The 26,722-nt window shown below is 37.6% G+C and carries 21 protein-coding genes; 8 read left to right on the top strand and 13 right to left on the bottom strand.

Going from position 1 to position 26,722, the window contains the following annotated elements; all coding sequences use genetic code 11:
• Window positions 1-46 precede the first annotated feature (46 nt).
• Window positions 47-1,822: a hypothetical protein gene (locus tag H0W64_10780; protein ID MBA3662206.1), complete on the top strand. Its 1,776-nt coding sequence runs from the start codon at window positions 47-49 to the stop codon at window positions 1,820-1,822.
• A gap of 134 nt (window positions 1,823-1,956) precedes the next feature.
• Here the strand turns inward: H0W64_10780 and H0W64_10775 are convergent, their stop codons facing one another.
• The 3 genes from H0W64_10775 to H0W64_10765 are packed head-to-tail and all read right to left on the bottom strand — an operon-like array spanning window position 1,957 to window position 4,815.
• Entirely contained in the window at window positions 1,957-3,339 is a 1,383-nt protein-coding gene (locus tag H0W64_10775; GenBank protein MBA3662205.1) for an NAD(P)(+) transhydrogenase (Re/Si-specific) subunit beta, read from the bottom strand.
• The gene (locus H0W64_10770; protein MBA3662204.1) at window positions 3,336-3,641 is read right to left on the bottom strand and encodes an NAD(P) transhydrogenase subunit alpha; all 306 of its coding nucleotides are present in this window, start codon (window positions 3,639-3,641) and stop codon (window positions 3,336-3,338) included. The genes H0W64_10775 and H0W64_10770 overlap by 4 nt, the downstream gene beginning before the upstream one ends.
• Before the next feature lie 25 nt (window positions 3,642-3,666).
• Window positions 3,667-4,815 (bottom strand): Re/Si-specific NAD(P)(+) transhydrogenase subunit alpha, encoded by a 1,149-nt coding sequence (locus H0W64_10765; GenBank protein MBA3662203.1) that lies wholly within the window; start codon window positions 4,813-4,815, stop codon window positions 3,667-3,669.
• Between the two features lie 522 nt (window positions 4,816-5,337).
• On the opposite strand from H0W64_10765, the gene H0W64_10760 reads away from it, so the two are divergent.
• Window positions 5,338-10,323 carry a diguanylate cyclase gene (locus H0W64_10760; GenBank protein MBA3662202.1) on the top strand — a complete coding sequence of 1,662 codons (4,986 nt, stop codon included), beginning with the start codon at window positions 5,338-5,340 and terminating at the stop codon, window positions 10,321-10,323.
• 264 nt (window positions 10,324-10,587) lie between these two features.
• On the opposite strand, the gene H0W64_10755 is transcribed toward H0W64_10760, so the two are convergent.
• From H0W64_10755 to H0W64_10720, 8 genes are all read right to left on the bottom strand, one after another.
• Window positions 10,588-11,094, bottom strand: a complete 507-nt coding sequence (locus H0W64_10755; GenBank protein ID MBA3662201.1) for a hypothetical protein — start codon at window positions 11,092-11,094, stop codon at window positions 10,588-10,590.
• A 215-nt stretch (window positions 11,095-11,309) separates the two neighbouring features.
• The gene (locus H0W64_10750; protein ID MBA3662200.1) at window positions 11,310-11,693 is read right to left on the bottom strand and encodes an SET domain-containing protein-lysine N-methyltransferase; all 384 of its coding nucleotides are present in this window, start codon (window positions 11,691-11,693) and stop codon (window positions 11,310-11,312) included.
• 141 nt (window positions 11,694-11,834) lie between these two features.
• Window positions 11,835-13,157: a M20/M25/M40 family metallo-hydrolase gene (locus H0W64_10745; GenBank protein ID MBA3662199.1), complete on the bottom strand. Its 1,323-nt coding sequence runs from the start codon at window positions 13,155-13,157 to the stop codon at window positions 11,835-11,837.
• Window positions 13,158-13,850: 693 nt separating this feature from the next.
• Complete coding sequence (locus tag H0W64_10740) at window positions 13,851-14,720, bottom strand: SDR family oxidoreductase (protein ID MBA3662198.1); 870 nt, start codon at window positions 14,718-14,720, stop codon at window positions 13,851-13,853.
• A 136-nt stretch (window positions 14,721-14,856) separates the two neighbouring features.
• The gene (locus H0W64_10735) at window positions 14,857-16,443 is read right to left on the bottom strand and encodes a cisplatin damage response ATP-dependent DNA ligase (protein ID MBA3662197.1); all 1,587 of its coding nucleotides are present in this window, start codon (window positions 16,441-16,443) and stop codon (window positions 14,857-14,859) included.
• Window positions 16,444-17,451, bottom strand: coding sequence for a ligase-associated DNA damage response exonuclease (locus H0W64_10730; protein MBA3662196.1), 1,008 nt, complete (start codon window positions 17,449-17,451; stop codon window positions 16,444-16,446).
• 50 nt (window positions 17,452-17,501) lie between these two features.
• Window positions 17,502-18,707 (bottom strand): tryptophan/tyrosine permease, encoded by a 1,206-nt coding sequence (locus H0W64_10725; GenBank protein MBA3662195.1) that lies wholly within the window; start codon window positions 18,705-18,707, stop codon window positions 17,502-17,504.
• Window positions 18,708-18,717: 10 nt separating this feature from the next.
• Window positions 18,718-19,224, bottom strand: a complete 507-nt coding sequence (locus H0W64_10720) for a hypothetical protein (GenBank protein ID MBA3662194.1) — start codon at window positions 19,222-19,224, stop codon at window positions 18,718-18,720.
• 206 nt (window positions 19,225-19,430) lie between these two features.
• Here H0W64_10720 and H0W64_10715 point away from each other — a divergent pair, with 206 nt between their 5' ends.
• Together H0W64_10715 and H0W64_10710 are read left to right on the top strand one after the other, a co-directional pair.
• Window positions 19,431-19,808, top strand: coding sequence for a hypothetical protein (locus H0W64_10715; protein MBA3662193.1), 378 nt, complete (start codon window positions 19,431-19,433; stop codon window positions 19,806-19,808).
• A gap of 108 nt (window positions 19,809-19,916) precedes the next feature.
• Window positions 19,917-20,450, top strand: coding sequence for a hypothetical protein (locus H0W64_10710; GenBank protein MBA3662192.1), 534 nt, complete (start codon window positions 19,917-19,919; stop codon window positions 20,448-20,450).
• On the opposite strand, the gene H0W64_10705 is transcribed toward H0W64_10710, so the two are convergent.
• Window positions 20,433-21,161 (bottom strand): isoprenyl transferase, encoded by a 729-nt coding sequence (locus H0W64_10705; GenBank protein MBA3662191.1) that lies wholly within the window; start codon window positions 21,159-21,161, stop codon window positions 20,433-20,435. The two genes, H0W64_10710 and H0W64_10705, sit on opposite strands and share 18 nt — an antisense overlap.
• A 505-nt stretch (window positions 21,162-21,666) precedes the next feature.
• Between H0W64_10705 and H0W64_10700 the strand changes: the two genes are divergently transcribed.
• On the top strand, window positions 21,667-22,287 hold the full coding sequence (locus H0W64_10700; GenBank protein ID MBA3662190.1) for an outer membrane beta-barrel protein: 621 nt from the start codon (window positions 21,667-21,669) through the stop codon (window positions 22,285-22,287).
• Window positions 22,288-22,407: 120 nt separating this feature from the next.
• Here the strand turns inward: H0W64_10700 and H0W64_10695 are convergent, their stop codons facing one another.
• Window positions 22,408-23,982: a hypothetical protein gene (locus tag H0W64_10695; protein ID MBA3662189.1), complete on the bottom strand. Its 1,575-nt coding sequence runs from the start codon at window positions 23,980-23,982 to the stop codon at window positions 22,408-22,410.
• Window positions 23,983-24,369: 387 nt separating this feature from the next.
• Here H0W64_10695 and H0W64_10690 point away from each other — a divergent pair, with 387 nt between their 5' ends.
• Genes H0W64_10690 through H0W64_10680 form a run of 3 tightly spaced genes read left to right on the top strand, consistent with a single transcriptional unit; the run spans window position 24,370 to window position 26,611 of the window.
• Window positions 24,370-25,242, top strand: a complete 873-nt coding sequence (locus tag H0W64_10690) for a ParA family protein (GenBank protein ID MBA3662188.1) — start codon at window positions 24,370-24,372, stop codon at window positions 25,240-25,242.
• A complete protein-coding gene (locus H0W64_10685) occupies window positions 25,235-26,257 on the top strand; it encodes a ParB/RepB/Spo0J family partition protein (protein MBA3662187.1) in 1,023 nt (340 codons plus the stop codon). The genes H0W64_10690 and H0W64_10685 overlap by 8 nt, the downstream gene beginning before the upstream one ends.
• Before the next feature lie 12 nt (window positions 26,258-26,269).
• A complete protein-coding gene (locus tag H0W64_10680) occupies window positions 26,270-26,611 on the top strand; it encodes a hypothetical protein (protein ID MBA3662186.1) in 342 nt (113 codons plus the stop codon).
• The last annotated feature ends 111 nt before the right edge of the window (window positions 26,612-26,722 follow it).

The raw sequence follows: 26,722 nt of genomic DNA, 5'->3' as shown, positions 1-26,722 counted from the left end.
CACATAAAATAATTACAATGAAAAATAATAATAATAGGAATATTTCATGCTACCTCAAGAGCTCGCAAAAAAAACGCTTGATTTATTAACTCCTAAAATTGGCCCCATCGCAGCCCTTGAACTCGCCGCGCGTTTGGAGACTAATTCTACAGAATTATTATTGGGTAAAGTTAATACGACGTTATTACTAAGAGAATGTTTGACAGGCATTGTGGAAGTTACCCAAAATCTCATGAAAGAAACTTTGAGTCATACTTCAATTCATGACACGAGCTTAATGAAACCCTTAGACAAATTATTAGCCAAATATACTGCGGATCCGAAGAAACGTAATGAAATTGCTGAGGCAACCATTGCTTTAATAAAAACTAATTTTAAAGAAGGGGATTATCCTTTTCACCTTGAAGATGATGTAGTGAAAGATTTCATTTATGACGAATTAAGAGAATTAGATGAGACCTTAAAAGAAGTCGACTATGAAATATTCTTTTTCGATTATGTTAATTTTTTTGAAGCCTACGCCAATTTAGTTTTAAACGTGCTTGATAAAAATGAATCAACCATAAAAAAACCGTTAGAAGAATTATTATATACAACCATAGCGCCAGTAAGCGATATCATTGATCAGCAAGATCAGCTCTTAAAATCGTATACTTATGATTTAACACAATTCGTTTTGGAAAAACTTACGCCATTTCGTCGAGATTTAACTTCACTGAAGTGTCAATATTTCGATGCGAAAATGAGTGAAACTTTTCCTGATTTCAAAAGTATTTTTCCTGATCGAAAGGAAAGTGAATTACCAACTCTTAGAGAAGGCGACCGAAGGAAACTGACCACCGAAGCCTTACAATTTGCTGAAAATTTATGTCTTGAAGTTGAAGACAATTGGATGAATGATGCTATCACTGAATGGTGTAAAATAAATATCCGCAACGCCCCCATCTTCCGGGAGCTGCTTGATTTTAACGCCATTAAAGCTAATGCTCGGTATATTGCACGCTATAATGAAACTGCAACACTCGTCCAAGAACAAGCAAACAAGATTACCACGGAAATGCAATCTATCACTGCGAATCCGCGTTGTTTAACCGCAAACGAGCTGAATGATTTTGCTGTTCATTTAAGTAATTATCTAACGCGAGCTAAACAAAAAGGACTTGCCCAACTTTTTTCACCTGAAGTTGAGCTTGCTTTAAATCCAGAAAATAGAAAGTTTTATATGGATACCTTTCAATTCAAACAATTCATTGAGTTACTTCCTGAAAAAATAACACAAGCGTTTATTTATCAAGAAAGCAATGTTCCTTTTAAAGCAGATCAACTGAAACAGTTAGGCCTCGACAAATGGCAAGAATCAGATGCAATGATTAAAGCTTGTTCGGAATTCCTTAATTACGATATTACGTTAACCAATGCGGAAACTTACTTGAAATGGCATACAGAAAAATTGGAAAAGAAAGCGTTAAAACATCAACATAATGAAGCTATTTTAGTAGAAGCAGAAATTGATCGTTCATTAAAATCAGCGAATTCGAATCGGATTGATCCAATCAAGGAAAAATCCTTATTAGCTGCTGAATCTAAAAATAATAAATTGATGTTTTCTACGATTATTAATAATACGAATTTACCCACCGCTAGAGCCGTATTGGAAAAATTACAAGCTAAGGAAAATACAGGAGAATATATTGCTTTGTTACAAACACGTATGAAAAAAATTGAAAAAGTTAAGCACTCCCTCAAGCTTTTTGGTAAGCAGGATGCTAATGATAAATTTGCATCGCCTACGCTTGTTAACCATGCCAGATTGGGTCATTAAATAACTATATAAAGTGTAGATTAAAATTTAATATTAGTATTTTAGTATTTTAAAAAAAATGTAGGGATACTATTCTCTTGGTACCCCTACATTTTTAACCTATTAAACTTACTCTTCTAATTATTAATGAATTATCACCATCCGCGTTTAAAACCATAAGCAAGTTGCGTGAGACTTTCTTTTGCATCGCCAAATAATAACCATGCGTGATCATTTTGATAAAGTTCGTTTTCAACACCGGAGAAACCAGGACTCAAACTTCGTTTTAAGATAATAACTTTCTTAGCTTTATCAACATTTAAAATGGGCATACCATAAATTGGACTGGATTTAACATAGCGAGCCGATGGATTAGTTACATCATTAGCACCCACCACCAATGCAATGTCTGCATGAGAAAATTCAGGATTGATTTCGTCCATATCAAATAAATCTGTGTAGGGGACATTCGCTTCAGCTAGTAGTACGTTCATATGTCCTGGCATACGTCCGGCAACCGGATGAATGGCGTATTTTACACTAATACCGCTTGCTTTAAGTTTATCAACAAACTCTCTCAATGCATGATGAGCCTGGCTTGCGGCCATACCGTAACCTGGCGCGATAATAACTGATCTTGCATTTTCAAAAAATTGAAGTGCTTCTTCAACCGTTATGGTTTGTGGTTCTTTTGTGGAATTACTTTTAGTGCTTGGATCGGGTGCATTTGCAACTTTGCCAAATGCACCGAATAAAACATTAAAGATGGAACGATTCATGGCTTTACACATTAAAATAGAAAGAATAAATCCCGAGGCGCCATCCAAAGCTCCGGTAATAATTTGAATGCGGTTTGCTAGCATAAAACCCATCACTGCACCCGTCAGGCCACCGTAGGAATTAAAGATAGCAATGACGACGGGCATATCTGCGGCACCAATAGGTGTCACTAAAAAAACACCAAATATAAATGCAATCGTTAACAAGACATAAAAAAGGAAATTAATTTGAGGGTTAAGACTGAGAAAAACTAACATCGCCACCATGATAAAGAATAAAGAAATATTAACTATGTTTTGTCCTTTATAAGTTAGCGGTCGGGCCGGCAATATGCCATGTAATTTACCAGCTACCATCAAACTGCCCGTAAAAGTTAGTGCGCCTAACATCACTTCGATACAAATGATCCCCATGCTCACATGACCAAGCGAAGTGCGATAACGATAATATTCGGCAATACCAATTAAACAAGCTGCAAGGGCACCACCGGCATGAGAAAATGCGATGCGTTGCGGAATTTTCGTCATAGGAATCCATAACGAAATGGGCAAACTTAAAACTGTACCCAGCACCAAACCTGCGATGATCCATTTATAGGTCACAATGGGATAAAATAAAAGTGTACTTACTACTGCAATAAGCATACCCAACGCTGCAAGGTGCATCCCTCGTCTTGCCGTCTCTGGTGAACTTAATGCTTTAATACCCAGGATAAAACAAACGGAGGAAATTAAATAACTTATTTGCAATATGCTCATGGCTTCACACTCTTCTTATCACCTTTTTTTAACATCCGAAGTATACGATCGGTAATTAAAAAACCACCGACGACATTGATCGTCGAGCAAGTCACTGCAATGAACGCCAAAATGTTAGTCACTATATTATAATTTTCACCCGCCACTGCAATGGAGCCAATTAATGCGATACCTGCTATTGCATTCGTTGCAGCCATGAGGGGGGTATGCATCAACGGCGGGATGCGCGAAATAAGCTGAAAACCGAGAAAACCCGCTAGAACAAAAAGATAGACATCCGCTATTCCAATTTCACTCAGCATCTTTCATATTCCTTTATAAGAAGCTTTATAGATTAACTGCTTGTTTCAGTAAAGGATGGATCGTTTCACCATCATGCGTAATTAAACATCCCTTAATAATATCGTCGGTGAAATCAAACTGCGACGCTTTTAATTGCGGTAAAATGTAGTTTAAAAAATTAAAAATATTCTTAGAATAAAGCTGGCTTGTTTGCAGGGGCATGGTGCTCGGGATATTCATCACACCAATAATCACGACTTGGTGCTTAATAACTATTTTTCCAGGCTCAACAAGCTCGCAATTTCCGCCCTGTTCAACCGCAAGATCAACAATCACTGAACCGGGTTTCATTTGTTTCACCATTGCTTCAGTGATTAACAAAGGTGCCGGTTTACCGGGTATTAAAGCGGTCGTTACAATCACATCTGTTTGGGGTAAGTATTTTTCAATAATATTTTGTTCTTGTTGATAAAATGCCGCACTATGAGCTTTTGCGTACCCAGCAGCATCTTCTGCTTCATGCGTTGTTTCTAAACTGACAAAATCTGCGCCTAAACTTTTCACTTGTTCAGCTGTAATGGGCCGCGTATCGAAGCCAAGAACAACCGCACCTAAACGATGCGCTGTGGCGATGGCTTGCAATCCGGCCACCCCTGCACCAATCACGATAACCTTAGCGGGTAAGATGGTGCCCGCAGCGGTTGTCATCATTGGAAAAATTTTCGGAAGATGATCGGCAGCCATAATGATACTTTTATACCCTGCAAGATTGCTCATGGAACTTAAAATATCCATGGACTGTGCGCGTGCAATGCGGGGTAGTAAGTCAAGTGAAAAAGCCGTAATTTTTTTCGCATTTAATTTTTTTAAAAGATCAGGATAACGCATGGGGGAAAGCGGGCAAATTAAAACACTTTTCTCTTTAAGAAGATTTATTTCATCCGTATGGTCAGGACCATCCAAAGGGCGTTGGACTTTCAAAACAACATCAGATTCACTAAACAAAGACGCGGCGGTGGGTTGGATTTCTGCACCTGCTTTGTCGTAATCAGCATCCGGTATAAAAGCGCTAAGCCCAGCATCCGTTTCTATTTTTACCTTGAGCTCTGCTTTAATCATCTTCATTACAGTTTCGGGAACAGCGGCAACACGATTTTCACCTGGGAAAATTTCTTTGGGAATGCCAATGTTGATCATAAATTCTCCGCTTTTGCAAGGGAACCATCAGAGTTGCTTTATCAAATTGAGCTTTTCAGTGAGCTAACCATTTCAAAGGTGCAGATCTCAGTATTATATAAAGTCTAGTAGGTGAAAAGAAGTGTTTGAGTCGGTATTAAAAAGAGTCGTCCAAAAGATAATTTTAACTTCATTACGCGGCATTTCCGTCTTGAATTGATCAATATAAAATAGAAGAACACTCTTTGTAGGCAGTGCCTATAAGCCAATGATTTACCAAACCAGACTAAACGTATGAAATGCAAAATTATGGCTAGAAATTACTTAGATCAAAATATTTTATCTTATTCCCCTTCTTGACCTTTGATATTAATGACTCTCTCAGCTACATTCAATGCGGAACCTTCAATAAAATTATTATTTAACAATAACTTAGGATAATTAGCTTTAAATTTTTTCGGTTAAAAAGCGCTATACTAAGAGTACGAGCATATATTTTATAAAGAAAAAATAATATTCCAGGGTAATTTAGGTAAGATCATGATTAATATAAAGGATTATGAAAACTTTGAGTTATTAGCTGAGAGTGACTATACAGCTATTTACCGGAGTATGCGTTCAAAAGATGGACAGACCGTTATTTTAAAAACCACGGTAGAAGAGCTCCCTACTCTGTCCGTTAGAGCCTCACTCCAACATGAATATCATGTGCTGCAAAATTTATCGATCCCCGGTTTAAGCAAAGCTCGCGAACTAATTACCCAACAAGACCAACTCATTTTAGTTCTTGACGATGTAGCGGATTATTCTTTAAAAATATTCTTAGATGGCAAACCATTACCTCTTAAAGAATTTTTTACGATTGCGCTACAGATCACAGATAGCTTGGCACAACTACACAGTCATAACATTATTCATAAAGACATTAATCCCAATAATATTGTTATTAAAGCCGATACCCTCCAAGTCCATATTATCGACTTTGGTATCGCCTCAAAAATTGGACAAGAACAACAACAAGATATCCAAAAAAATGTTCTTGAAGGCACACTTGCTTATCTCTCACCTGAACAGACGGGACGAATGAATCGTGTTATTGATTCAAGATCAGATTTATATTCGCTTGGCATTACTTTCTATGAAATGTTGACGGGGCAATTACCATTTGAAGCAAATGATTTTGTCGAATGGGCGCATTGTCACATTGCTAAAATTCCCCCCACAGTTGATAGTATTAATCCTTCTATACCTAAAGCACTCGCGGCTATCATTAGTAAACTATTAGCCAAAACCCCAGAAGAACGTTATGCAAGTGCCGCAGGATTAAAAGCGGACTTAATGATTTGTGCAAAGCAGTGGGAAAATAATCAAACGATTGCTGCTTTCCCCTTAGCTCAATATGAACTATTAAGTAATCTGCAAATTTCACAAAAATTATACGGTAGAGAAAAACAAATTGAACAGTTGCTCGAGGTTTTTAGCCACATTGCCCAAGGACAAAAAGAATTATTATTCGTTCAAGGTTATGCGGGTATCGGTAAAACATCGTTAATTAAAGAAATTCAAAAACCCATCACTGAACAAAGAGGTTATTTTATCAGTGGTAAGTTTGATCAACTAAAACGCGTTACGCCCTACACAGGTTTTATCGAAGCTTTTCAAAATTTAATTAAACAATTACTAATGGAATCGCATGAGCAATTAGAAGCTTATCGGCAGGATTTTTTAAAAGCATTAGGGAATAATGGTCAAGTGATGGTTGATATTATTCCCGCTCTGGAAGCCATTATTGGTCCTCAGCAATCCCTAGCCGAATTATCGCCAACAGCCGCACAGAATCGTTTTATTTTAACTTTTCAAGCTTTTGTTAAAGTGCTAGCTCAACCCAATCATCCTCTCGTTATTTTTTTAGATGATTTACAATGGATAGATAGTGCATCTCTTAAATTATTTTCAGCACTTTTCAGTGATCCAGAATTAAAATACTTTATGATGATTGGGGCTTATCGCGATAATGAACTCACTCAACTTCATCCTTTAGCACTTGAAATTCAAGAACTAGAAAATAATAAAATAATGACGCCAACCGTCCTTAAAATTTTACCTTTACATCTAAAGGATGTTACACATCTTCTTGCTGATACGTTTCATAATAATTCTGAGCAACTACAAATTAAAATGTTAAGCGATGTGTTATTTCGTAAAACAAGGGGAAATCCATTTTACATTAATATTTTTATTAAAATGCTCTTACAAGAAAATAAAATTACTTTCTCCCCACAAAATGGCACCTGGGATTGGGATATAGAAAAAATTGAAGAAGCATCGGTAACTAATAATGTTATCGATTTGTTAACGGGCTGTATTGTTAAATTATCTAAACCTACCCAACACTTATTAACCCTAGCTGCATGTATAGGCCATGTTTTTGATTTACAAAGCTTGAGCATCATCACTGGAAACTCTCTAAAAACGACAGCGCAATATCTTTGGGATGCAGTTGATGCACAGTTAATAACGCCCATCGATGATAATTATCGTTTAATCGAAGGGTTAGATGAAAATGTATCCGGGCCGAAGAGCCAATTAAATAAAATTGTCCAATATCGCTTTATTCATGACCGGATTCAGCAAGCCTCTTATCAGTTACTCACCCATGATGAAAAACAAAAAGCGCATTTAAGTATTGGGCGATTATTGGTGAAAGATGCACCTTTACAAGCCAATGATGAACGATTATTCGATATCTTAAATCATTTCAATCAAGCATTACTTTTATTAACAGATAACGAGGAAAAAGAAAAAGTGTTACAGGCAAATATTTGGGCGGGCTTGAAAGCGAAATCCGCCACTGCCTTTGATGCCGCTAAAAACTACTTTGAAAATAGTTTAAAGCTGATGCCAGAAAATCCATGGAAAACACATTTTAATGAAATGGCGATTTTGTATCGAAATTTGACCGAATGTGAATATTTAACGGCAAACATGCAAGAAGCGGATCGATATTTCGATACACTTATTGAACACTTACAAGATAATCTTCAAAAAGCTGATGCGTACATGATTAAAATGCGTATGCTTAATACGTCGAATCAACATGCTGAGGCTGCCAAATTTGGCTTAGACGCACTCAAGTTATTAAACATTAATTTACCCTATAAACCCAGTGTATTACATGTTTTAAAAGCTATCCTTCTTCTCAAATTACAAGTTGGTGACCCTAGCAAACTTAAAAATGAGCTTAAACCGATGACTGATCCTAAGCTCATTTTGGGGCTTGAAATCATGACCGTCCTTGCAACAATTGCTTATTCATTCAATCATAATTTATTAGGTTTAATTAATTGTGAAGCCACCCGTTTATCTTTAAAACATGGTTATACTAAAGATTCATCAGGATTCATTAGTCTCTATGGATTCATTCTCATCCATATTTTTCATCAATACGTTCAAGGTTTCAATTTTGTCGAGCTTGCTAATAAAATAAGTACATTCTATCCTCCTGTAACGTCTGCTGGTAAAGAACTTACTCTCGGTGGATTTATTAATTATTGGCGTTATCCTCTTGCTACGAGTCTCGGAAATCTAAAAAATGCTTATACATACGGACTTGAACAAGGCGATCTGATGGCGGCTTGGCAAAGTATAGGAATTTACACCAATACTTTGTATGTCATGGGTAGACCTTTAGGAGAAGTGGAAGAGTCTGCGAAAACTGCTTTAGCTTTTAGTAAAAAAGCTAAAGTTTATGAATACTTAGCTGTGACTGAATTGATCCAAAATTCCGTTACTTATTTACAACATCATGATGCCAATTTGGAATTTTTAAATTTTAAGCCGGGTTTAAATAAAGCAGAAAATGCATCACTTTTCGCTTTCAAGGTTAAATTGTTATTTTTACTCAGTGATTATGAAGGCGCAATGGCCGCAGGTATTGAGAATGAAAAATATGCAGCCTTTTCACAAGGATTAGTTACAATTTACGAATATCAGTTCTTTTACGCACTAAGTTTAGCCGCTTGTTACGAAAATATCCCTAAAGCTAAGCAATCGCTCTATTTAAAGAAAATTAAAAAATTACGCGACATCATGCGCAAAAATACCGATTTTTATGCTTTAAATTTCGAGCATTACTATTTATTAATTAAAGCTGAATTAGCCCGCATTCTTCATTATGAACTGGAAGCGCAACAAGGTTATGACCAAGCCATTCAAGCCGCGAAGGAAAACGAATCATTACATGTCATTGCAGTTGCCAATGAATGTGCGGGACGTTTTTATCTGTCTTTAAACAAACCTAAGTTTGCTAAAATTTACCTTCAAGAAGCTCATTATGCTTACGAACGTTGGGGTGCATTAACAAAAGTTAAACAATTAGAGGAAGGTTATCCAAATTATATTGTTAAGCAAAAAAACAATGAAATTTCATTAAGCACTTTAGGTAGAAATACGACAATCACCACCAATACCACAGCTAGTGCCACACTTGATTTTATTTCTATTATTAAAGCCAACCAAGCAATTTCCAGTGAAATTAGATTAGACAAACTTTTGCAAAATTTATTAAAAATTGTAATTGAAAATGCTGGCGCACAACGCGGAGTATTATTAACAGAAAAAAATAAAAAATGGATGATAGAAGCAGAAGGTGATATTGAAAAGCAAACCGTTTACTTAAATCCTACCCAATTTATTGATGAAGAAAGCAATTTACCTTTAAGTCTTATTCAATATTCGCAGCGCACCCTTGAACCGATTATTTTGTCCACAGATTATCATGATGATCTTAGTAGCCATGATCCCTATCTCATTACAGCGAAGCCCAAATCTGCTTTAATGATGCCAGTTCTTTATCAAGGTCAATTGCGCAGCTTACTTTATTTAGAAAACAATAGCATGGCCGATGCTTTCACCCCGTCCCAAGTAGAAGCCTTGCAACTCTTGACCTCTCAGGCTGCCATTGCTTTAGAAAATTCTCATTTATATTTCCAAGCGACGCATGACCAGCTAACGGGATTAGCAAATCGCAACTTGCTTTATCATGTTTTCCAAAAAAGCGCACATCAAGCCAGCATTCATAAGAAAAAACTTGCTATTGTCTTTCTCGATTTAGATTATTTCAAAAAAATAAATGATACGATGGGTCATGAAGTAGGCGATGATTTACTTCGTTATTTTGCTGAGCAAATGAAGGCTTCCATTAAGGAAAATGACTTAGCAGTCCGCTTAGGAGGGGATGAGTTTGTTCTCTTACTCGAAGGAATTGAAAATCCACTTCAAGTTAATACGATCATTAAAAATTTATACGCCCGCTTACAAGAACCCGTTCATTTCAAAGAACATACCATTAAAATTTCTTCCAGCATGGGAATTAGTATGTATCCGAAAGATGGCAATGACATTCACACGTTACTTAAGAATGCTGATACTGCGCTTTATCAAGTTAAAAACCATGGAAAAAATTATCATGAATTCTATTCTCCTGAAATTTTAGAAGAACAAGAATCCATAAACAATATTCACTAACCTTAATTTTTAATTCTCAATTTATGTATCGTATTCCTATTGCATTTTGGAAAAGTAATAGAGAAATACTTGTGTGATTATTGTATATACTTATCAAATATTGAAACCTTTTTTATGCATTACAACCATTGCCTCAGTTGAATTTGATCAAACGAGTTATGAGTTACTATTGTCAATGTTAATGATCAAGGTCTACAACATTGAGTTGAAATGATAAGCGAGCAACAATACGAATAGGTTTAAAAAAACCGTTGTGTGACTTACTCATTCCTTAACAAAATTTAAATGTTGTTTGGCATAAAAACCGTTCACTGCATTTTGTAACTGTTCTGCCAATGCTGAAGGTGGAAGCATTTCCCACTGTACATTTAATAAAGGAACTGGTCTTAAATCATATGTTGTATAAGATTTATCAAAGGCCCAGCCAAAAACATAAAGCAACGTCATCGCTAAATCTCCTGACGTTTTAGGAAATTTGGAATAGAAATTTACGAGTGTATTCCAACGGTCTTGCACTGAACCATTCGTCTGCATAATACTTAGCGCTTTAGCAAAGGCATGGCTTCCATGGGGTTTAAAAATTCGTGCAACATACCCTTGGGGCTTCGAATAAAAATTTAAATAAGCATTTCCAATGAATTGGATATGATCATTGGTTAGGTTTTCAGGATGATGAACAATAGATGCAAACATAGCTAAGTCAGAATCGTCTTTCAAAAGATGATATCGCTTGGCATCTTTCATTTCCTTCACTAACAATTGTGTATTCATGTAAACGATCCTCCACCATAAGGATTAAATAAAAGTAGACAGTATCTACATCGTTTAGTGCCAAACCATCCGCCCAGGCTTACATAATTAGCGCTAAAACACCGGGCCCAGGTCTTAAAGTAAATTACTGACAAAGACAGTAAAGATAGCCTGGGCTGACGGAGCGACACGAAATTAATAGAAATGCATGATAATAAATTAAGAAGGTTAACAATCTATTTTTTTTTCGGGGGAACTTTTTTAGGTCTCATCCCGCGACTACTAAACCACTCATCCCCATACGAAACATAAATCTCCTCACCTTTGCGAATCGTTGCGATAGCCTTAATGCGGGTGAGTTTATTTTTGATATTAATTTTATAATCTGCATTGGGTTCTTCAGCATGGTTGTAGATACTGCCAAAACCTAGCAATAAAGCATAATTTCCCTTGGCGTCGAAATAAAAATCCTCTAAACGCTTATCGCCGCCTTTGGAAACAAGGGTATAACATTCCTCAATTAATTCGCCTTTTTTTATAGTTTTCAGAGCAAAAACACCGTATCCATGCATGCGGGATTTTTTAACAAGTAATTTATTTTGAAAAATTTTGGCTTTCATCGCGGTACCTTACCAATATAAAAAGGGTTAGTGACGTCTCATCAACGTCAATGTTACCAGTATTGTTTTGGAAAGTACTGTAGCTGAGATAGCAAAACATTTCAGCATTTCTATACTTTTTTAGATAACAACATTTTGATACTACGGTTTATTTTGGAAATCTAAGTTGAGATTAGGATAATGATGGGTTAGCCTATAAATTAAAATAGCGGCTTGTTTACTTGCATCATGTAAAGAATCTAAGTCAACTTCTTCGTTCGTAGAATGCTCATCTTTCCCCAGAGGACCTAAACCTACTAAACCGGCAGGTATGATGTCTGCAACATATGAAATATCACCACCGCCCCGTAATTTTGGGGGCAAAGGCTCGAGAACAGGTTTTTTTAATAAAACCCGAATTTCATTATATTGGCTTAACAATTTTTCACCAGCCTGATTAGGCGTCATAGGTGGAATCACTTGGGTAAAGGTTATGTTTGCCTTCGTGTGAGGAAAATGGTTGTCAACAATTTGCTTCATTTTACTTTGAGTATCATTTTTTTGTTCTAACGAGATATAACGTAAATCTCCCCCTGCGTAAGCCATTTTTGCAATAACATTAAATTTACCTGAACCTTCGACTTTCTTTTGAGGAGATCGATAATCAATTTCAGAACCGCCTAATACAATACCGGAATTGATGGTGAGATTTTCAACGTGGCTCAATTCTTTTGCGAAGGCATTTAGAATGCGGGCTAATTCAAAAATGGCCCCACTGCCGACATCAGGTTGGAAAATTAAAGAAGAGTGTTGTTGAATTCCGACGGTCAGTAATTCCCAACTTGTCACGCCTCTTCGTCCCAAACTGGGTGGTCCAGATTCAAAATCAAGAACCACATCGCTCTCTTGAGCTAATTTTTTTAATTCTGCCCGGGCTGTGTTAATGGGATAACCTGCATTTTCCTCATCGCCAATAAAAGCTACCCTAATCGTTGTGTCATCGAGTAAATTAAAACGATTAAGCGCCTTGAGGGCTTCAATGATGACCACATCACCACCCTTCATATCACTGACACCCACGCCTTGCGCCCAATGATTAGATAAAGGTTGAAAGGAATTTTTACCACCCGGAAAAACAGTGTCAAGGTGACCAATGAGAAGTAACCTTTTGCCTTTATTTCCCTTTTTAACACCAAACAAATTTCCTGCGCGATTCATTTCAGTTGGCATTTCTTCCCAATAGGTATCAAAACCCAAGGTGCGCAATTGCGCTTCAAGCAACATCCCAACCTGACGAACTCCCTTAACTTGCTCGGTTTGGCTATTGATATCGACTAAGTCTTTTAAGAGTTTGATTGCTTCTGGCTTACTTTGATCAATGGAAGTACTCAATTTTTTTGTAATTAGATCAATAGGTTCGCCAAAACTAAGCGTTGCGCTTCCTAAGACTAAAAATAGGAATATAAATTTCTGATAAATCGACATAAGGAGTACTTTTTTATTATTGGGCGTTAACTACAAGCTTGTTATTATATTGTTCTCAATCAAAACTATATTAAAATAAGATTAAATCCAAGTTTATTGTAATTTTTAATTGAGCCGAAGTTAGTTCAAGGTTTAAAGTACAGTAACTTCAATAGATCAGAAATCATCAACCTTAAGGAGCGTCTACATGCAGAATCATGATCAAGAAACACGTGAAATTCCTACTAAAGAATATCCAAATCCGAGCGAGGATCAGCCTTCAGATCTTCCAAATAAATAATCATTGCGAGAATAATGTGAGGCCAGATGACGACTTATATTCTTTTTATCGGTGGGAACATTTAGATAAGCGCCGTTATTATGAATTAAGGATTAACAAAGATTTTTTTGGTGATTGGGTGATTACTAAAATTTGGGGTGGAATTAATCAAGCAACAGGTCGCATCATGCATTTTGCCTGTCAAAATCGCGAGGCGGTGGAAAAAACAATTTTGACTATCAAAAAAACTAGAGAAAAGCATGGTTACCTGTGTGTTCACCACGTAAGCTGAAATAATCCTAGAAGGGGAGATAAACTCCCCTTCACACAATTAAGTTTCCAATTTGATCATCATATTTGTGAAATTTTTAAATATCAGTCATCTTAAAATCACTGTGAATTCGATGATTAAACTCCCTATTCATAAAAAACGATTAGCCATTAATGATAGTGCCACCATTGGGATGTAGCACTTGTCCAGATAGATAAGAAGCATCATCAGATGCTAAAAATACATAGCAAGTCGCCACTTCACTGGGCTCGCCTGGACGCTGCATGGGCGTATTGCTGCCAAACTTTTCAACTTTTTCTGCAGAAAAAGTTGAAGGAATCAATGGCGTCCAAATCGGTCCCGGCGCAACTGCATTAACACGGATACCTTGTTTTACTAAATGAGATGAAAGCGAGCGGGTAAAAGAAACAACCGCTCCTTTTGTAGCAGCATAATCGATTAATTCATCATGGCCCTGATAGGCAGTAATAGAAGCTGTGTTAATAATACTTGAATCTTTTTTTAAATGAGGCAGTACGGCTTGCGTTAAAAAAAAGTACGCGAAAACATTGGTTTTGAATGTCTTTTCTAATTGTGCTTTGCTAATGTCGCTAAATTTTTCTTGTACATGTTGTTCTGCGGCATTATTAACTAAAATGTCAATGCGCTTAAATGCTTGCAGCGTTTGTTCTACAACTTCTTTACAAAAGGATTGTTCACTGATGTCCCCAGAGAAAAGTAAACAACGTTGGCCCGTTTGCTCTACAAGCTTTTGAGTTGTTGTAGCATCATTATGTTCATTCAAATAAACAATTGCGACCTGCGCTCCCTCTAAAGCGTAGTAAATGGCTACTGCACGACCGATGCCGCTGTCTCCGCCGGTAATAATAGCCACTTTATTTTTTAATTTACCCGCGGGTCGATATTTTGGATCTAGGCTTTCTGGTAGGGGATGCATTTGCGATTCAACGCCCGGCTGCACATTTTGATGTTGTTTTGGTAAAGTTTTCTTTTTCGATTCATCTTTTGCCATAACTCACCTACTTTTTTGTTAATATAATTTAAAAGACATAAGAAGTAATACTAACACTGCCTTTTTAAAGCGTATCTTAGTGAAAACCCTGAGATGAAATGAACTAATTTTAAAAAATTAATTTTGCGCAAAGAATTTAAGACAAACTGTTTAGCAATTGTGCTAACACATCCATTTGATCTGCTTCTAACGCTGGTTTATCCCAGCGAATACGGTGAATACGTGGAAAACGTAATGCATATCCTGACTTATGACGTGTAGATTTTTGTACTGCATCAAATGCAATTTCTAAAACCAATTCCTTAGCAACTTCACGAACAGGCCCAAATTTCTTTACAGTATGAGTACGCACCCATTTATCCAATTGATAAAGTTCCTCGTCGGTAAAACCGAAGTAAGCTTTCCCAATGGGTAGCAATTGTTTTTCAAACCACAAACCAAAAGTAAAATCTGAATAATAAGAAGACCGTCTACCGGATCCTCGTTGGGCATACATAAGGACAGCATCTACCAAAAAAGGGTCCCGTTTCCATTTATACCAGTGACCGGTTGGCCGTCCAGCAAGATAAGGACTCGTTTTCCTTTTTAACATTAACCCTTCGATAGAAGGGTGCGGTGAATTCATAATGTCTTCGCGTAATTTTTTTAATGATGCTTCATCGGTAAATGATACTAACGGCGACAGAGAAAATCCTTTTAACTTTTTAACGTCAAACCAAGTTTGTAATATCGCCCGTCTTTTTATTAACGGCTCATGACGCAAGTCAATTTGATCTAACATCAATGCATCATAAATAATGATATGACCCGGATAAGTGATTACTAGATTTTTATTGGGCGTTTTACGATTTAAGCGTTGTTGTAAATCATTAAAATTGGCCAGATTATCATTATGATAAACGACAAGTTCCCCATCCAAAATTGCATCAAACGTCATATTGAGAATGACATCGGGAAAAGCTTTGCTAATATCATCGCCTGTTCTACTAAATAAAGCGCGTCCAGCATGGGTACTTACTGCTTGAACACGAATCCCATCATATTTCCATTCCGCAAAAAAATCATCGGGATGAATTTTTAGTAAAGATTTATCATCCAGCGGATGAGATAACATAACAGGATGAAAATTAACACTATTAACAAGATCAGGCTTGGGGGCAGTATTTTCAAGCCATGCAAATAAAAGTTCATAGGGAGGCTTTACAGCATGCCAAACTTCTTCTATTTCACTAATTTCTTTTCCACCATATTCGGCTAGGGCTTGTTTTAAAAATCGTTGCGACACACCGATACGCAATTCACCCGTTCCTAATTTAATAATCGCCCATCGTTCATTTTGAGATGCTGTATTTAACAAATGTAATAAATAATTTTTAATAGCTGATTTATCTGAACTAGAAAAGGTTGTAACAATTTCCTCTATGGAAGGTAATTGTTCAAAATGGGGCATCTGGTTCGGCCATAATAAAGCAACAGTTTCAGAAAAATCACCGACGTAATCCCAAGATAATCGAAATAAAATAGGATCGATAAATTCTTCAACAAGTTCTTGAATCAACGTACGCTTAAAATATTTAAAATTTAAAACACCCGCGATTACGGCAATGGATAACCCACGCTCTGGATCAGGTATGCGAGCAAAATAACTTTTTAACAAAGCAATTTTTTCAAGATGGCTATAAGTGAAATAAAGTTGATTAAGGAGCTCAGCTAGTTCACGCAATTAATCATCCTCATCTTCATAATGTAAATTAGCCACCGCTTTTGCTTGCAAACCTTGCGACGTTGCATAGTACACTAGTGCCTCTTCATTCCCGTGCGTCACCCAAATTTCGGGGGCTTTCACTTGTTGAATCGTCTGAGTCAATTCATTCCAATCGGCATGATCTGAAACGATCAAGGGTAGCTCAACTCCTTTTTGTTTCGCGCGTGCACGCACTTGCATCCAACCAGATGCATAGCCAATAAGGCTATGCGGCAATTTCCTCGACCAACGATCTTGCAAAGCTGATGGCGGACAAAAGACAATTTCACCACCTAAATCCCGCGCATTTTGCGCAGTCACAGGAGTCAACTCACCGAAAGAAAATCCCAAGGATTGGTAGAGTTCGCATAATTTCAACATTGCACCATGCAAGTAAAAAGGCCGATCATAACCTTGCTCACGCAAAGCAAGCATTAAACGTTGACACTTGCCTAGCGCATAAGCCCCAATCAAATGACAACGCATAGGATGCTGTTGCAAGGAAGTCAAAAGTTTATTTATTTCATCTTCAATGGGTGGATGAATAAAAATAGGCAAACCGAAAGTGGCTTCCGTAATAAAAACATCACACGGTACGACTTCAAAAGGTAAGCAGGTTGGATCCGTCCGACGCTTATAATCGCCTGAAATAATGAGCCGGCTACCATGATATTCTAATAAAATTTGGGCGCTACCAATGATATGGCCTGCGGGAATAAATGAAATTTTAACTTCACGATGAACAATTGGTCGATGGTACTTTAACGGCTGCAATAATCCCGCTTGATCTCCATATCTTGCTTTCATGATCTTAAGCGTTTCAGCGGTCGCTAAAACTTTTTTATGACCTGGTCTCGCATGATCGGCATGACCGTGAGTAATAATGGCATAATCAACAGGATAATGCGGATCAATAAAAAATTGCCCAGGCTTACAATAAAGCCCTGCAGATTTTACAGTGATCCAGCTGGTTGGGTGATTAGTCATCTTATTATTATAATTCAATTAACTGATCATATTATTTTGTTTTGATCGAATTAAATAAACTCTCTATATATCATTTGATAACTCGCAATAAAAATCATAATCAACGAAGTCAAGCTTGCCAAAATGAGCAAGGGTTTACCGCCAAAGACTTGATAACTGCCTTCAATTTTATTGACATAACGGCATCGCCACGCCATCAATACGGGCATGAGCGCTTGTAGAATTAAACAGAGTAATCCCGCTATGCCCAAAAGCATGATAAAAGCTTGAGGATAAAACAAAACAACGCCAATAGGCGGAATAAAAGTTGCAAGCATCACGCCCCAACGCGCTTTACTTTCTGCCTTGACTTTAAACCCATCAGCAAGATAATCGGCAAGGCCTAATGAGACACAAGCAAAAGCGGTTAACACACAAATTGATGTAAAACCCCGTGCAAGCATAATAATTGTTTGTTGCGGAACAAAATGTTGTAGCGATGCGAGCAATCCTGTAATAGGTTGATCTAAGGTTTGTAAACGTTCTAAACCGAAATCCCCTTGTAGGGGTACAGAACCAAAAATAGCTGTGTTCCACATAATATAACAAAGTAAAGGCAGTATCGAACCTATAACAATCGCAAGACGCAATTGTTTAATATTATCATCAAAATAATTTCGTAGGCTCGGCACTATAATAGAAAAACCAAAAGAAGTGACAGCAACTGTTACGGCTGATAAAACATAGATCGGTTTTGAAGTTATATAATTGTTTAGATCGATTTGCTGGACGATAAAAAAAATTAACACAAAAATCGTTAAGAGTTTAATCATCATTAATAGACGATTAAATAAATCCACATGTTTAACGCCTGCCATAACAATAGCGCCAAATACACCAACAAAGATAAATGCGCAAACCGCAATGGGTGCGTCAATGCCAATGAGCGCTAAAAGGCCATGAAGAACATCTTGTCCTCCCGCAATGTAGGCTGAGACTAAAGCGTATAAAAAGAATAAATAAACGGTCCAACAAATGATCTCGCCTGATTTACCTAAGGTAGCTTTAGCCATGGAAATCATATTACTTTCTTTTGGAAAGCAGAGATTGACTTCGAGCGTAAGCAAAGCTGTAAAGGTCATTAACATCCAGCAAATGATAAAAAGAACACTGGATCCAAGCACTCCACTTTTAGCTGTGGCGATTGGCAGTCCAAGCATGCCGCCACCGATACATGTCCCTGCAATCAATAAACTACCACCAAATAATTTTGACATAGTGACCGTACTATCGTAAGTAAAACGAATTCTGTAGAGCTTGTTGTAAATCCAGATCAATTTGCTCGTCTTCTTGCGCATTTTGCGGAAAAAAACCTTGTCCATTAATTTTTTTCTGTTGATAAGATGGGTAACTGGGTAATACATTAACGCTGAAATTTTCATTACTATAGGATCTAATGTCTAACAACGTTTTAATAAAAAACGGCTGACTCTCGACAAATCGATTTGTCAGTAGAAGATTGGCAAATGAGCTTATTCGTTGCAGATGATCAGCGCTAATAACTTTTACTGAAAGTATTTCGAGTAAAGATTGATAAAACATACTCAATTGATTAAATGCCTCATCCGCTTTAGAAAAATCAGGATCAGCATCCGCTTCTTCTTTGGTATAAATATTTCTTTCTAAACCTGCTAAATAATTTTTCAAATCAAATTCAACTTGTGTAAGCAATTTTATAAATTGATTAACCTTTCCCATTTGAGGAGAAGGGATCGCTGTCGAGAAAATGCTCATAATGATCCTTTTTTTCTAAGTCCTTAATTTAATCCAATTTATCCTTTATCGCCAGATTATCTTCGTTATATAGAATACTGCGGCCTTCTTTTTTTAACCCTTATAATCGCTTGTTTTTAAACATAATCCTTTGCTCCACCGACTTCGCTCATTGTCCTGTAAAGGGTTAAAGCGGTATTCTAGTAAGAGGACAAAGGAGTGTTGCAATGCGTCATTTTTATAGCCTGGGTCCACTGATCATGACTATCGGCTTCCTGCCTTTTAATGGGTTATTAGGGGCGGCTGCTTCGACGACTGCAATAGATTCGATTGTTCCAGAAAAAAGAATTATAACGCTTGCTCCACCTGCAAAAGAAATAGTTGAAGCACCGAGTGGGTTTATGCATTGCTTCACGGTAAAAGAAGGATGGAATCAAACGCTTTGGGTTCCTGAACATCGTGTTTGCCAATACGAAAATTCATCTCAAGGTGTTGCTTGGATACAAGGCTATTGGAACTGTAGTCAACATAGAATTGATTCAAATGAATGCACAGGTTGGGAATGGAAACCACCGCACTGGGAACCAACATTTGCAGTTTTTTAAAAATTTCTTATAAAAATAAGTGATACGCCGCAGTTAAGTGGATAGCAGCTAAGAGATAAGCATGAATGTTCATGCCTTCTCCCTTGCTTATTTACTATTGGAGTGCGTATGAAATTGAATCTTAATTATTTTAAAATCTTGATGGGTAGTTTCACTATGTTTTGCTTTAGTTTGTTAACCACAAACATTTATGCAGAATATTATATTGCCTATCCAGAAGTTGCGCCTATTTGGGTCGCCAAAAAAGCTAAGTGCGTCCATCATCGTAAAAAAGTAAGACATGTTAAGAAACATTATGTAAAAACCTATCGACCGCGTAACAGTGCTCTTATTTCTGTCTATTATGTTTATCCGCAACCTTCTCCCTGTGGTTGTGGACCTACAGAAGTTAACGTTTCAACTTGCTCAACATGCGCGACTTACAATACTTCTTCGTGTAGTTCTTGTTGGAATCAAAATGCTGCCACCTGTAATTCTTGTGGCAATGGTGTTGGTTTAACCTCATATGATAGAGTTTACTATAATTCGGACAGACCCCGAGGCAGGAATATTTACTATTCTGATTATGGATACGATTTTGCAGATCAGGCGACGGCTGATGATGATCCTTTATACGACCCTAATTTAAACATTGACCGTTAGCTTAGGACGCGCACCATAACGCCGATCACGCATGGCGTAAAAAGCTAGTGCTTTATCAAATTCTTCAGCATTAAAGTCAGGCCAAAACACTTCTGTGAAATAGAGTTCGGTGTAAGCAAGTTGCCATAATAAAAAATTACTAATACGCTGTTCACCACTCGTACGAATCAATAGATCAGGATCTGGAAAATCGGCAAAAGCTGTTTTCTTATGAATTAATTCAAGCGAGATTTCATCACTCCGAAGCTCACCCTTTTCAATATCACTTGCAATGCAACGTAGCGTTTCTCTGATATCCCAACGACCACCATAATTGGCTGCAATAATTAATTTTAGTCCCGTATTACCTGCAGTTAACTTTTCGGCTTTGAGCATTTGTTGACGTAAACGATCATCAAAACGAGTTCGGTCACCGACTATTCTTAATTGAATATTTTGTTCATGAATTTTTTTAACTTCACGTTTCAAAACGGTAATAAATAACTCCATCAGATAACTTACTTCTTGCGCAGGGCGTTGCCAATTTTCACTGCTAAAAGCAAACAGTGTTAAAACTTCAACTTTTTTTTCCGCACAACAGCGAACAATCCGGCGTACAGATTGCGCTCCGGCCTTGTGACCTGCAATCCGCGGTAAATGTTTCTGCTTAGCCCAGCGGCCATTGCCATCCATAATAATTGCAATATGTCGGGGAAGAGTTGTCGCATTCATTAAGTTTTATTGCTCCCTAAACTTTCTTTCCTTAAGCGTTGAGCTCCAGTTACCATTCATTTATTTATCTGTTGTAAGACCTAACTCGCATTCTAGCCTTCCGTTTTTTTTTATCAATCCTTATTTATGGAGTTTTTATCCCTAGTACTTTCCCGTCCCTACTCTTCAGAACTCTACTAAAACGAATGCGGCTTTCCCTTATTCCCTGAGGTATTGGAGCATTATTTTAGGTAAGGCTTTAATTTGATTAGCTATTTAAAATGGTATATGATTGTCAGGTATCTTTAGTACCTGGTGCACTAGTGTGGTATGAAAATAACACGCGAATAGAGGCCCATAATCAGTATCTCGATAGCTTATCCGGACAATGGTGATGCTAAAAGTTGATAGGTACTAAGGACGTTAAAAAAGTAGTATGTTAGCTTAGTTTAGAAGATTAAAGTGGCTTCTATTTGGCTAAATTACAGCGTAAAAAATTAAACATAACGATTTAAGGAGTAAATGTATGTTTAAGAAATTAGTAATTGCAAGTGCAGTTTTAGCAGCAAGTTCCGGTATTGCTTTTGCAGGACATTCTTATAAAGGTGATAGAGATTATAAGGGTGAAATGAGCGTACCAAGTTGTCCAACCTGTGCAACTTATTCTTTTATGTCGGGTCCATATGTTGGCTTAAGTGCTGCAGTTAGAAATAACTACAGTGGCGCGCCAGCTATTTACAAAGGCATCGAAGGCAGATTGTCTCTTGGTTATGCGGGTGTTCTCACACCAGGTTTCTACCTAGCTGGTGAATTATTTGGCGGCGACAGCTTCCAAGTTAAGAACTACAGAAACGCAGATGGTGCCGGAGCTAGATCCACTTGGACATGGGGTGGAAGTATCATCCCAGGCATTATGCTAACAGATTATGTTATGGCATTTGCTCGTGTTGGTGGTGAAAGAACTCGTTTCTCGAACCAAAGTGCAAACGCTTCTGCATGGCATGTTGGCGTTGGTGGTCAAACAAATATTTGCCCAAATTGGGATCTACGTGGCGAATACACCTACAGCAGCTATGGCAGCGTTACGGCGCTTGGTCATCCAAGCACTGACTTGTTCAGTGTTGGCGTTATTTACAAGTTTATGTAAAAATCGTCATAAATCCGAAAGGAGCAGCACTTTAGCTGCTCTTTTTTTTTGTTTAAATTTAGAGGGGACGATTTATAAAAAGAAATTAAATAGAATAAACGGACTTATAAACTTGTTAAATTAAATCTGGTTCACAGTACCAAATCGAATGGTTATTCCTGCATTGATCACAGTCGTATTGAGATCATGCTTTATTGCCTTTAATTGACCGACACTGCCAGTCAGACCGATCGAGTCGGTTAAGGCATAATGAAGTCCTACAACTGGTTCGATGAGAGATCCGCCCCCCAAAGCAAGACTGCCGCCGCCTCCTGCACCAACGAGAACTTCTGCATAAGCTTCTGCGCGACAATTGAAGAAAGGTGCTGTTTGTATGCCAGGACCAATCATCCCAGTCGCATAACCACCTGCATGATTCCCAGCATAGGCAAATGACGCTTGATAAGCCATGAAGAAATAGCGCGAAAGAAGCTGATCGATTTGAAGCGCAACCATATTGATCGGGGGCGTGCCTGACATAAATGTACGTTGGGGATGAAGATAAGTTTGATTAAATAAATGAATGCGAAAAGCTTGGGTAAAAATATTGGTTGTGAGCGGTAAAGCGGTTGATCCTTCTTCTGCAATATCGAGATGGTAAATCAATGCGACCGTTCCGGTTGCAGCTTTGATTTCGCCTTTGGGCGCAACAAGATAACCACCAGACAAACGTGTTGCGAAATGACGGCCTAGCGCAAGCTCTAGACCCAATTGACCGGTTATTAAAACCCCTCCGCCAGAATCAACATTACCGCCACCACCTGCCCCCAAACCTAATTGAGGAACAAGTGCAAAAGAGGTTGACCCTAGAGGATAGTGGTAACCTAATCCACCTAAAACATCCATGTAACCATTTGGAATACCGCTGTAGGCTCCACTTGATTTGACCCACCAAAACCATTCTTTCGTAAAGTAATGATCAAGTTCGGCGCCTATAAGGCTGATCGTACCATCTTGAATTTCGCCCAGTACATTTTTAGTTCCAGCTCTTTGTTTATACGCTTGCAAAATAATAGCGAAGTCATTTCGTTGAAATCCGATGTTGCCTTGGTTACATAAAAAAATATCAGCAAATTTCCACTGATAATTGACTGCATCATGATAATTCACATAAGGGAATTCTAACGGCACATCAAGATCTAAACCGATTTGCTGACTACGGATCAAACCGTCTGGAAAATCAATGTAACTATAGTGCAGCCCGAATCTGACCCATTTAAAGTTGTACATCAGTCCAACATAAGGTTTAATCATCAAACCGCCGCCGACCAAAGATGATCGACCACCACCGCCTCCCGCAAAAAAACCAATATCACCCATGAGATTCGCAACGAGCGGGGCATGAAAACCACCGCCTAGCCCCAAAACAAATAAACCACCTTGCGTGCCCACAACAGATCCATAACCACCAACACCGCCATATACATAAGGCGCTAAGTCAGCGTAATACACTAAGCCCATTAATCCCATCGGACTTAAATGGTTTGGCATTGAGAGCGTATCGTAACTGAAGCGAAAAAAACCGGGCTGTTTTTGCAAGAGTAATGATTTGGGTTGAATATTTTCTATTAACGATTCCGCTTGTAATTCTGACTGAGCCAAAGCAGCAAGCATTAAAATGAAAACTTTTCGATTTAATTTAATATTTCTTTCCATGAAATAAAACATCGGTCAGCAATTAAACACGACGTTGATTAAATCAAATCATTTATGGTTAATCAACTTTTATCTTTTAGGTAAAAATCCTGTAGAAGTCACAGTTACCCTGTAGACGTCGCATTAGGGGAGATTTTAGTCCTGTAAGTGTCACACTTCAGTCCTGTAAACGTCACCAATAATCCTGTAAACGACGCAGTTTATCCTGTGGACGTCGCAGTTCGGAGCTCAAATATTATGTTTTACAATACTTTACAGATCCTAAACATATTAAACACATATAAACATAACAAACAGTTTAGTGGGATAGTTGTCTTTTTTCTTAACTTGTAAAAAGCCACATGTTATGCTTTTTGGGCTTTACGAAAGATTGATAAGGATAAATCAATGGCAAAAATAATTGTAAACGCTACCCATAAAGGGGGCGAAGGAAAAACAACAAATTCCATCATGTTGGCGGAATATTCAGCTTTAGTGCAAAAACTGAAAACCCTCATTATTGATATGGATCCACAAGGAAACTTTTCTGGTCGCTATGTGCGCATGGATTATGATCCTGCTTACAAAGGAGGCAAAATTCCTGCCTTACATCCCGATTTTGAACCTGATTTAGATGATGATTGGGATGGGCGTAGTAGTATTGCTAATATTTTTTATGGTGAAGAAGTCATACCCTATCCCACTTCGATTGCCAACCTCGAATTATTGCCCGCCCACTCGATTAAACTGCAAGAAGCTGAAGCCGTAACCAAAAATGAAGTCGTTGAAAAAGTTCATCTCCAGTTAAAAAAGTTTTTACAACTTCCAGATGTTCAAAAAAATTACGAAATCATTATTATTGATACCCCGCCCTCGAAAGGCCCCCTCACCATTGCTGCGATCAAGGCTGCAACCCATATTGTTATTCCTGCTCAGATGGAACAATTTTCTATCGAAGGAATTTATGGAATGTTGCAATTATGGAAGCAAGAATCATTTTATCGCGCAAAAGAAAATCCTATTGAATTGGTAGGCATCTTACCCAACCAAGTTCGGGACATTAAATTGCATAAGCATTTTTTAAGTGGTTTATGCAAAATGAAGGGGGTTGCCGACTATGTTATGCCTCATGTTATTAAGAAAAGAGCTATTTATACGGAAATTTTAGTTGAGGATGCTAATCCCAAAAGTATTTTCGACTTGCCAGAATCAAATCTTGCGAGAAAAGAATACGAAGGAGCTTGTCGTTATATTATGGAAAAGGTGATGAACTATGGCTAAGAAAAAAGTGTTTCAAATCAGCAATTCATTAACAGAAGGTTTAGAAGAAACAATAACCGCTGCACATCATTATGCGGGTGAATTGAGAGTGGATGTCATACCTATCAAAAGAATTGAAACCGATCCCTCCAATCCGCGTAACTTGTCCGTTAACATTGAAGATCTTTGCCAGGGTTTCAAAGATGGTGAGCCGGATCTTGCACGAAAATCGCAGGAACTTGTTGAATTAGAAACTCTCGCACACTCTATCCGTGAACAAGGCATTATCAATCCTATTTTAGTTTATAAACATGGAGAGAAATATCGACTTATTGCTGGGGAAAGACGAACTCTCGCTTCAGTTTTAGCTGGTAAAACTGAAATCCAAGCCAAAATTTTGGATAGCAAACCGAATGAATTAAAAATTAGTTTGCTTCAATGGATTGAAAATGTTGAACGTTCCGACCTCACCTTATGGGAGCGGTTAAACAATTTAGAAAAAATGCTACAAGCGTATGCTTCCAAAAAAAATATGACTACGGCAGAAGTAACCATCACTGAGCTAAGTAATCTTTTAGGTTGTACAAAACCGCATGCAATGAATTATAAAATAGTATTGATGGCCGAAAACGATTTAAAAAATGCTATCAAAGAGAATAAAATTAAAAACCTTGAAAAAGCAGCTCTTGTTGCGAGCGCGGAAGTATTAAATGTGCGTGAACAATTATTAGCGTCTTGTTTGGAAGGTGCCTCCCTAAAACAAATGAAAGCACTTGCAATAGAAGATACGAATAAAAGAAAACTCCGCTTACTACCTAAAGAGAAACGTGGACGTCGTGCACAAACAATTCATTTTGGGATGACTAAAAATATTAAAGTGGCAAAGCTGTTTATTGATGCGCTCATTGATAGTCAAGCCACGACGCTCAGCACCAATGAACATAGCAATATTGATTGGGAAGATTATGCGTCGGTAACAGAAGCTTTTAAGCAAATTCTTCGTAAGCTCGAAAAACGCTATCCATCTAATAGTTAAAGCAGGATGATTATGAACGATAAAGTGAAAATTACTTTTGTGCTCCCGCAAACATTGCATCTCGAATTAAAGAAAAAAGTGGTGGAAGATGGCTACGATATGAAAGGAAAAAGTAGATGGGTTTCAGAAGCAATCAACGCTTTATTGGCCATGGAAAGTTTTCCTGAATTTGTAAAGATCAATGATGTCATGCGGGGTTTTGAAAAGCTTGAATCCGTTGTTATTTCAAAAGCTTTAAAAAAAGAGTTAGATGCAGCGATCATTAATGTGCGTAAGGTTTATCCAGAAATTAACGGCGTTCAAAGTCGTATTATGCGGACGGCAATTGTACAACGCTTAATTAGGATTAGTTAAGTCACTTAACTTCAACTTAACCCTTTGTATAATAATGAATTATTTAATTTTTAAATCAAAGTTTTTATTGGATTTTTTATAGCTAAATAACCAAATGTGACGTTTGCAGGA

The organism is Gammaproteobacteria bacterium, assembly GCA_013816845.1.
Lineage (GTDB): Bacteria > Pseudomonadota > Gammaproteobacteria > DSM-16500 > DSM-16500 > Aquicella.
The sequence above is the reverse complement of the archived record's forward strand: the minus strand, read 5'-3'. Positions and strand labels throughout refer to the sequence as shown.

What these genes read in the sequence shown, in the direction of transcription:
- H0W64_10745 (MBA3662199.1), bottom strand. Translation starts at nt 13,157, where the DNA reads ATGTCGATTTATCAGAAATTTATATTCCTATTTTTAGTCTTAGGAAGC.
- H0W64_10680 (MBA3662186.1), top strand. Translation starts at nt 26,270, where the DNA reads ATGAACGATAAAGTGAAAATTACTTTTGTGCTCCCGCAAACATTGCAT.
- H0W64_10705 (MBA3662191.1), bottom strand. Translation starts at nt 21,161, where the DNA reads ATGAATGCGACAACTCTTCCCCGACATATTGCAATTATTATGGATGGC.
- H0W64_10740 (MBA3662198.1), bottom strand. Translation starts at nt 14,720, where the DNA reads ATGGCAAAAGATGAATCGAAAAAGAAAACTTTACCAAAACAACATCAA.
- H0W64_10715 (MBA3662193.1), top strand. Translation starts at nt 19,431, where the DNA reads ATGCGTCATTTTTATAGCCTGGGTCCACTGATCATGACTATCGGCTTC.
- H0W64_10775 (MBA3662205.1), bottom strand. Translation starts at nt 3,339, where the DNA reads ATGAGCATATTGCAAATAAGTTATTTAATTTCCTCCGTTTGTTTTATC.
- H0W64_10770 (MBA3662204.1), bottom strand. Translation starts at nt 3,641, where the DNA reads ATGCTGAGTGAAATTGGAATAGCGGATGTCTATCTTTTTGTTCTAGCG.
- H0W64_10695 (MBA3662189.1), bottom strand. Translation starts at nt 23,982, where the DNA reads ATGGAAAGAAATATTAAATTAAATCGAAAAGTTTTCATTTTAATGCTT.
- H0W64_10730 (MBA3662196.1), bottom strand. Translation starts at nt 17,451, where the DNA reads ATGACTAATCACCCAACCAGCTGGATCACTGTAAAATCTGCAGGGCTT.
- H0W64_10780 (MBA3662206.1), top strand. Translation starts at nt 47, where the DNA reads ATGCTACCTCAAGAGCTCGCAAAAAAAACGCTTGATTTATTAACTCCT.
- H0W64_10710 (MBA3662192.1), top strand. Translation starts at nt 19,917, where the DNA reads ATGAAATTGAATCTTAATTATTTTAAAATCTTGATGGGTAGTTTCACT.
- H0W64_10760 (MBA3662202.1), top strand. Translation starts at nt 5,338, where the DNA reads ATGATTAATATAAAGGATTATGAAAACTTTGAGTTATTAGCTGAGAGT.
- H0W64_10690 (MBA3662188.1), top strand. Translation starts at nt 24,370, where the DNA reads ATGGCAAAAATAATTGTAAACGCTACCCATAAAGGGGGCGAAGGAAAA.
- H0W64_10750 (MBA3662200.1), bottom strand. Translation starts at nt 11,693, where the DNA reads ATGAAAGCCAAAATTTTTCAAAATAAATTACTTGTTAAAAAATCCCGC.
- H0W64_10725 (MBA3662195.1), bottom strand. Translation starts at nt 18,707, where the DNA reads ATGTCAAAATTATTTGGTGGTAGTTTATTGATTGCAGGGACATGTATC.
- H0W64_10685 (MBA3662187.1), top strand. Translation starts at nt 25,235, where the DNA reads ATGGCTAAGAAAAAAGTGTTTCAAATCAGCAATTCATTAACAGAAGGT.
- H0W64_10700 (MBA3662190.1), top strand. Translation starts at nt 21,667, where the DNA reads ATGTTTAAGAAATTAGTAATTGCAAGTGCAGTTTTAGCAGCAAGTTCC.
- H0W64_10720 (MBA3662194.1), bottom strand. Translation starts at nt 19,224, where the DNA reads ATGAGCATTTTCTCGACAGCGATCCCTTCTCCTCAAATGGGAAAGGTT.
- H0W64_10755 (MBA3662201.1), bottom strand. Translation starts at nt 11,094, where the DNA reads ATGAATACACAATTGTTAGTGAAGGAAATGAAAGATGCCAAGCGATAT.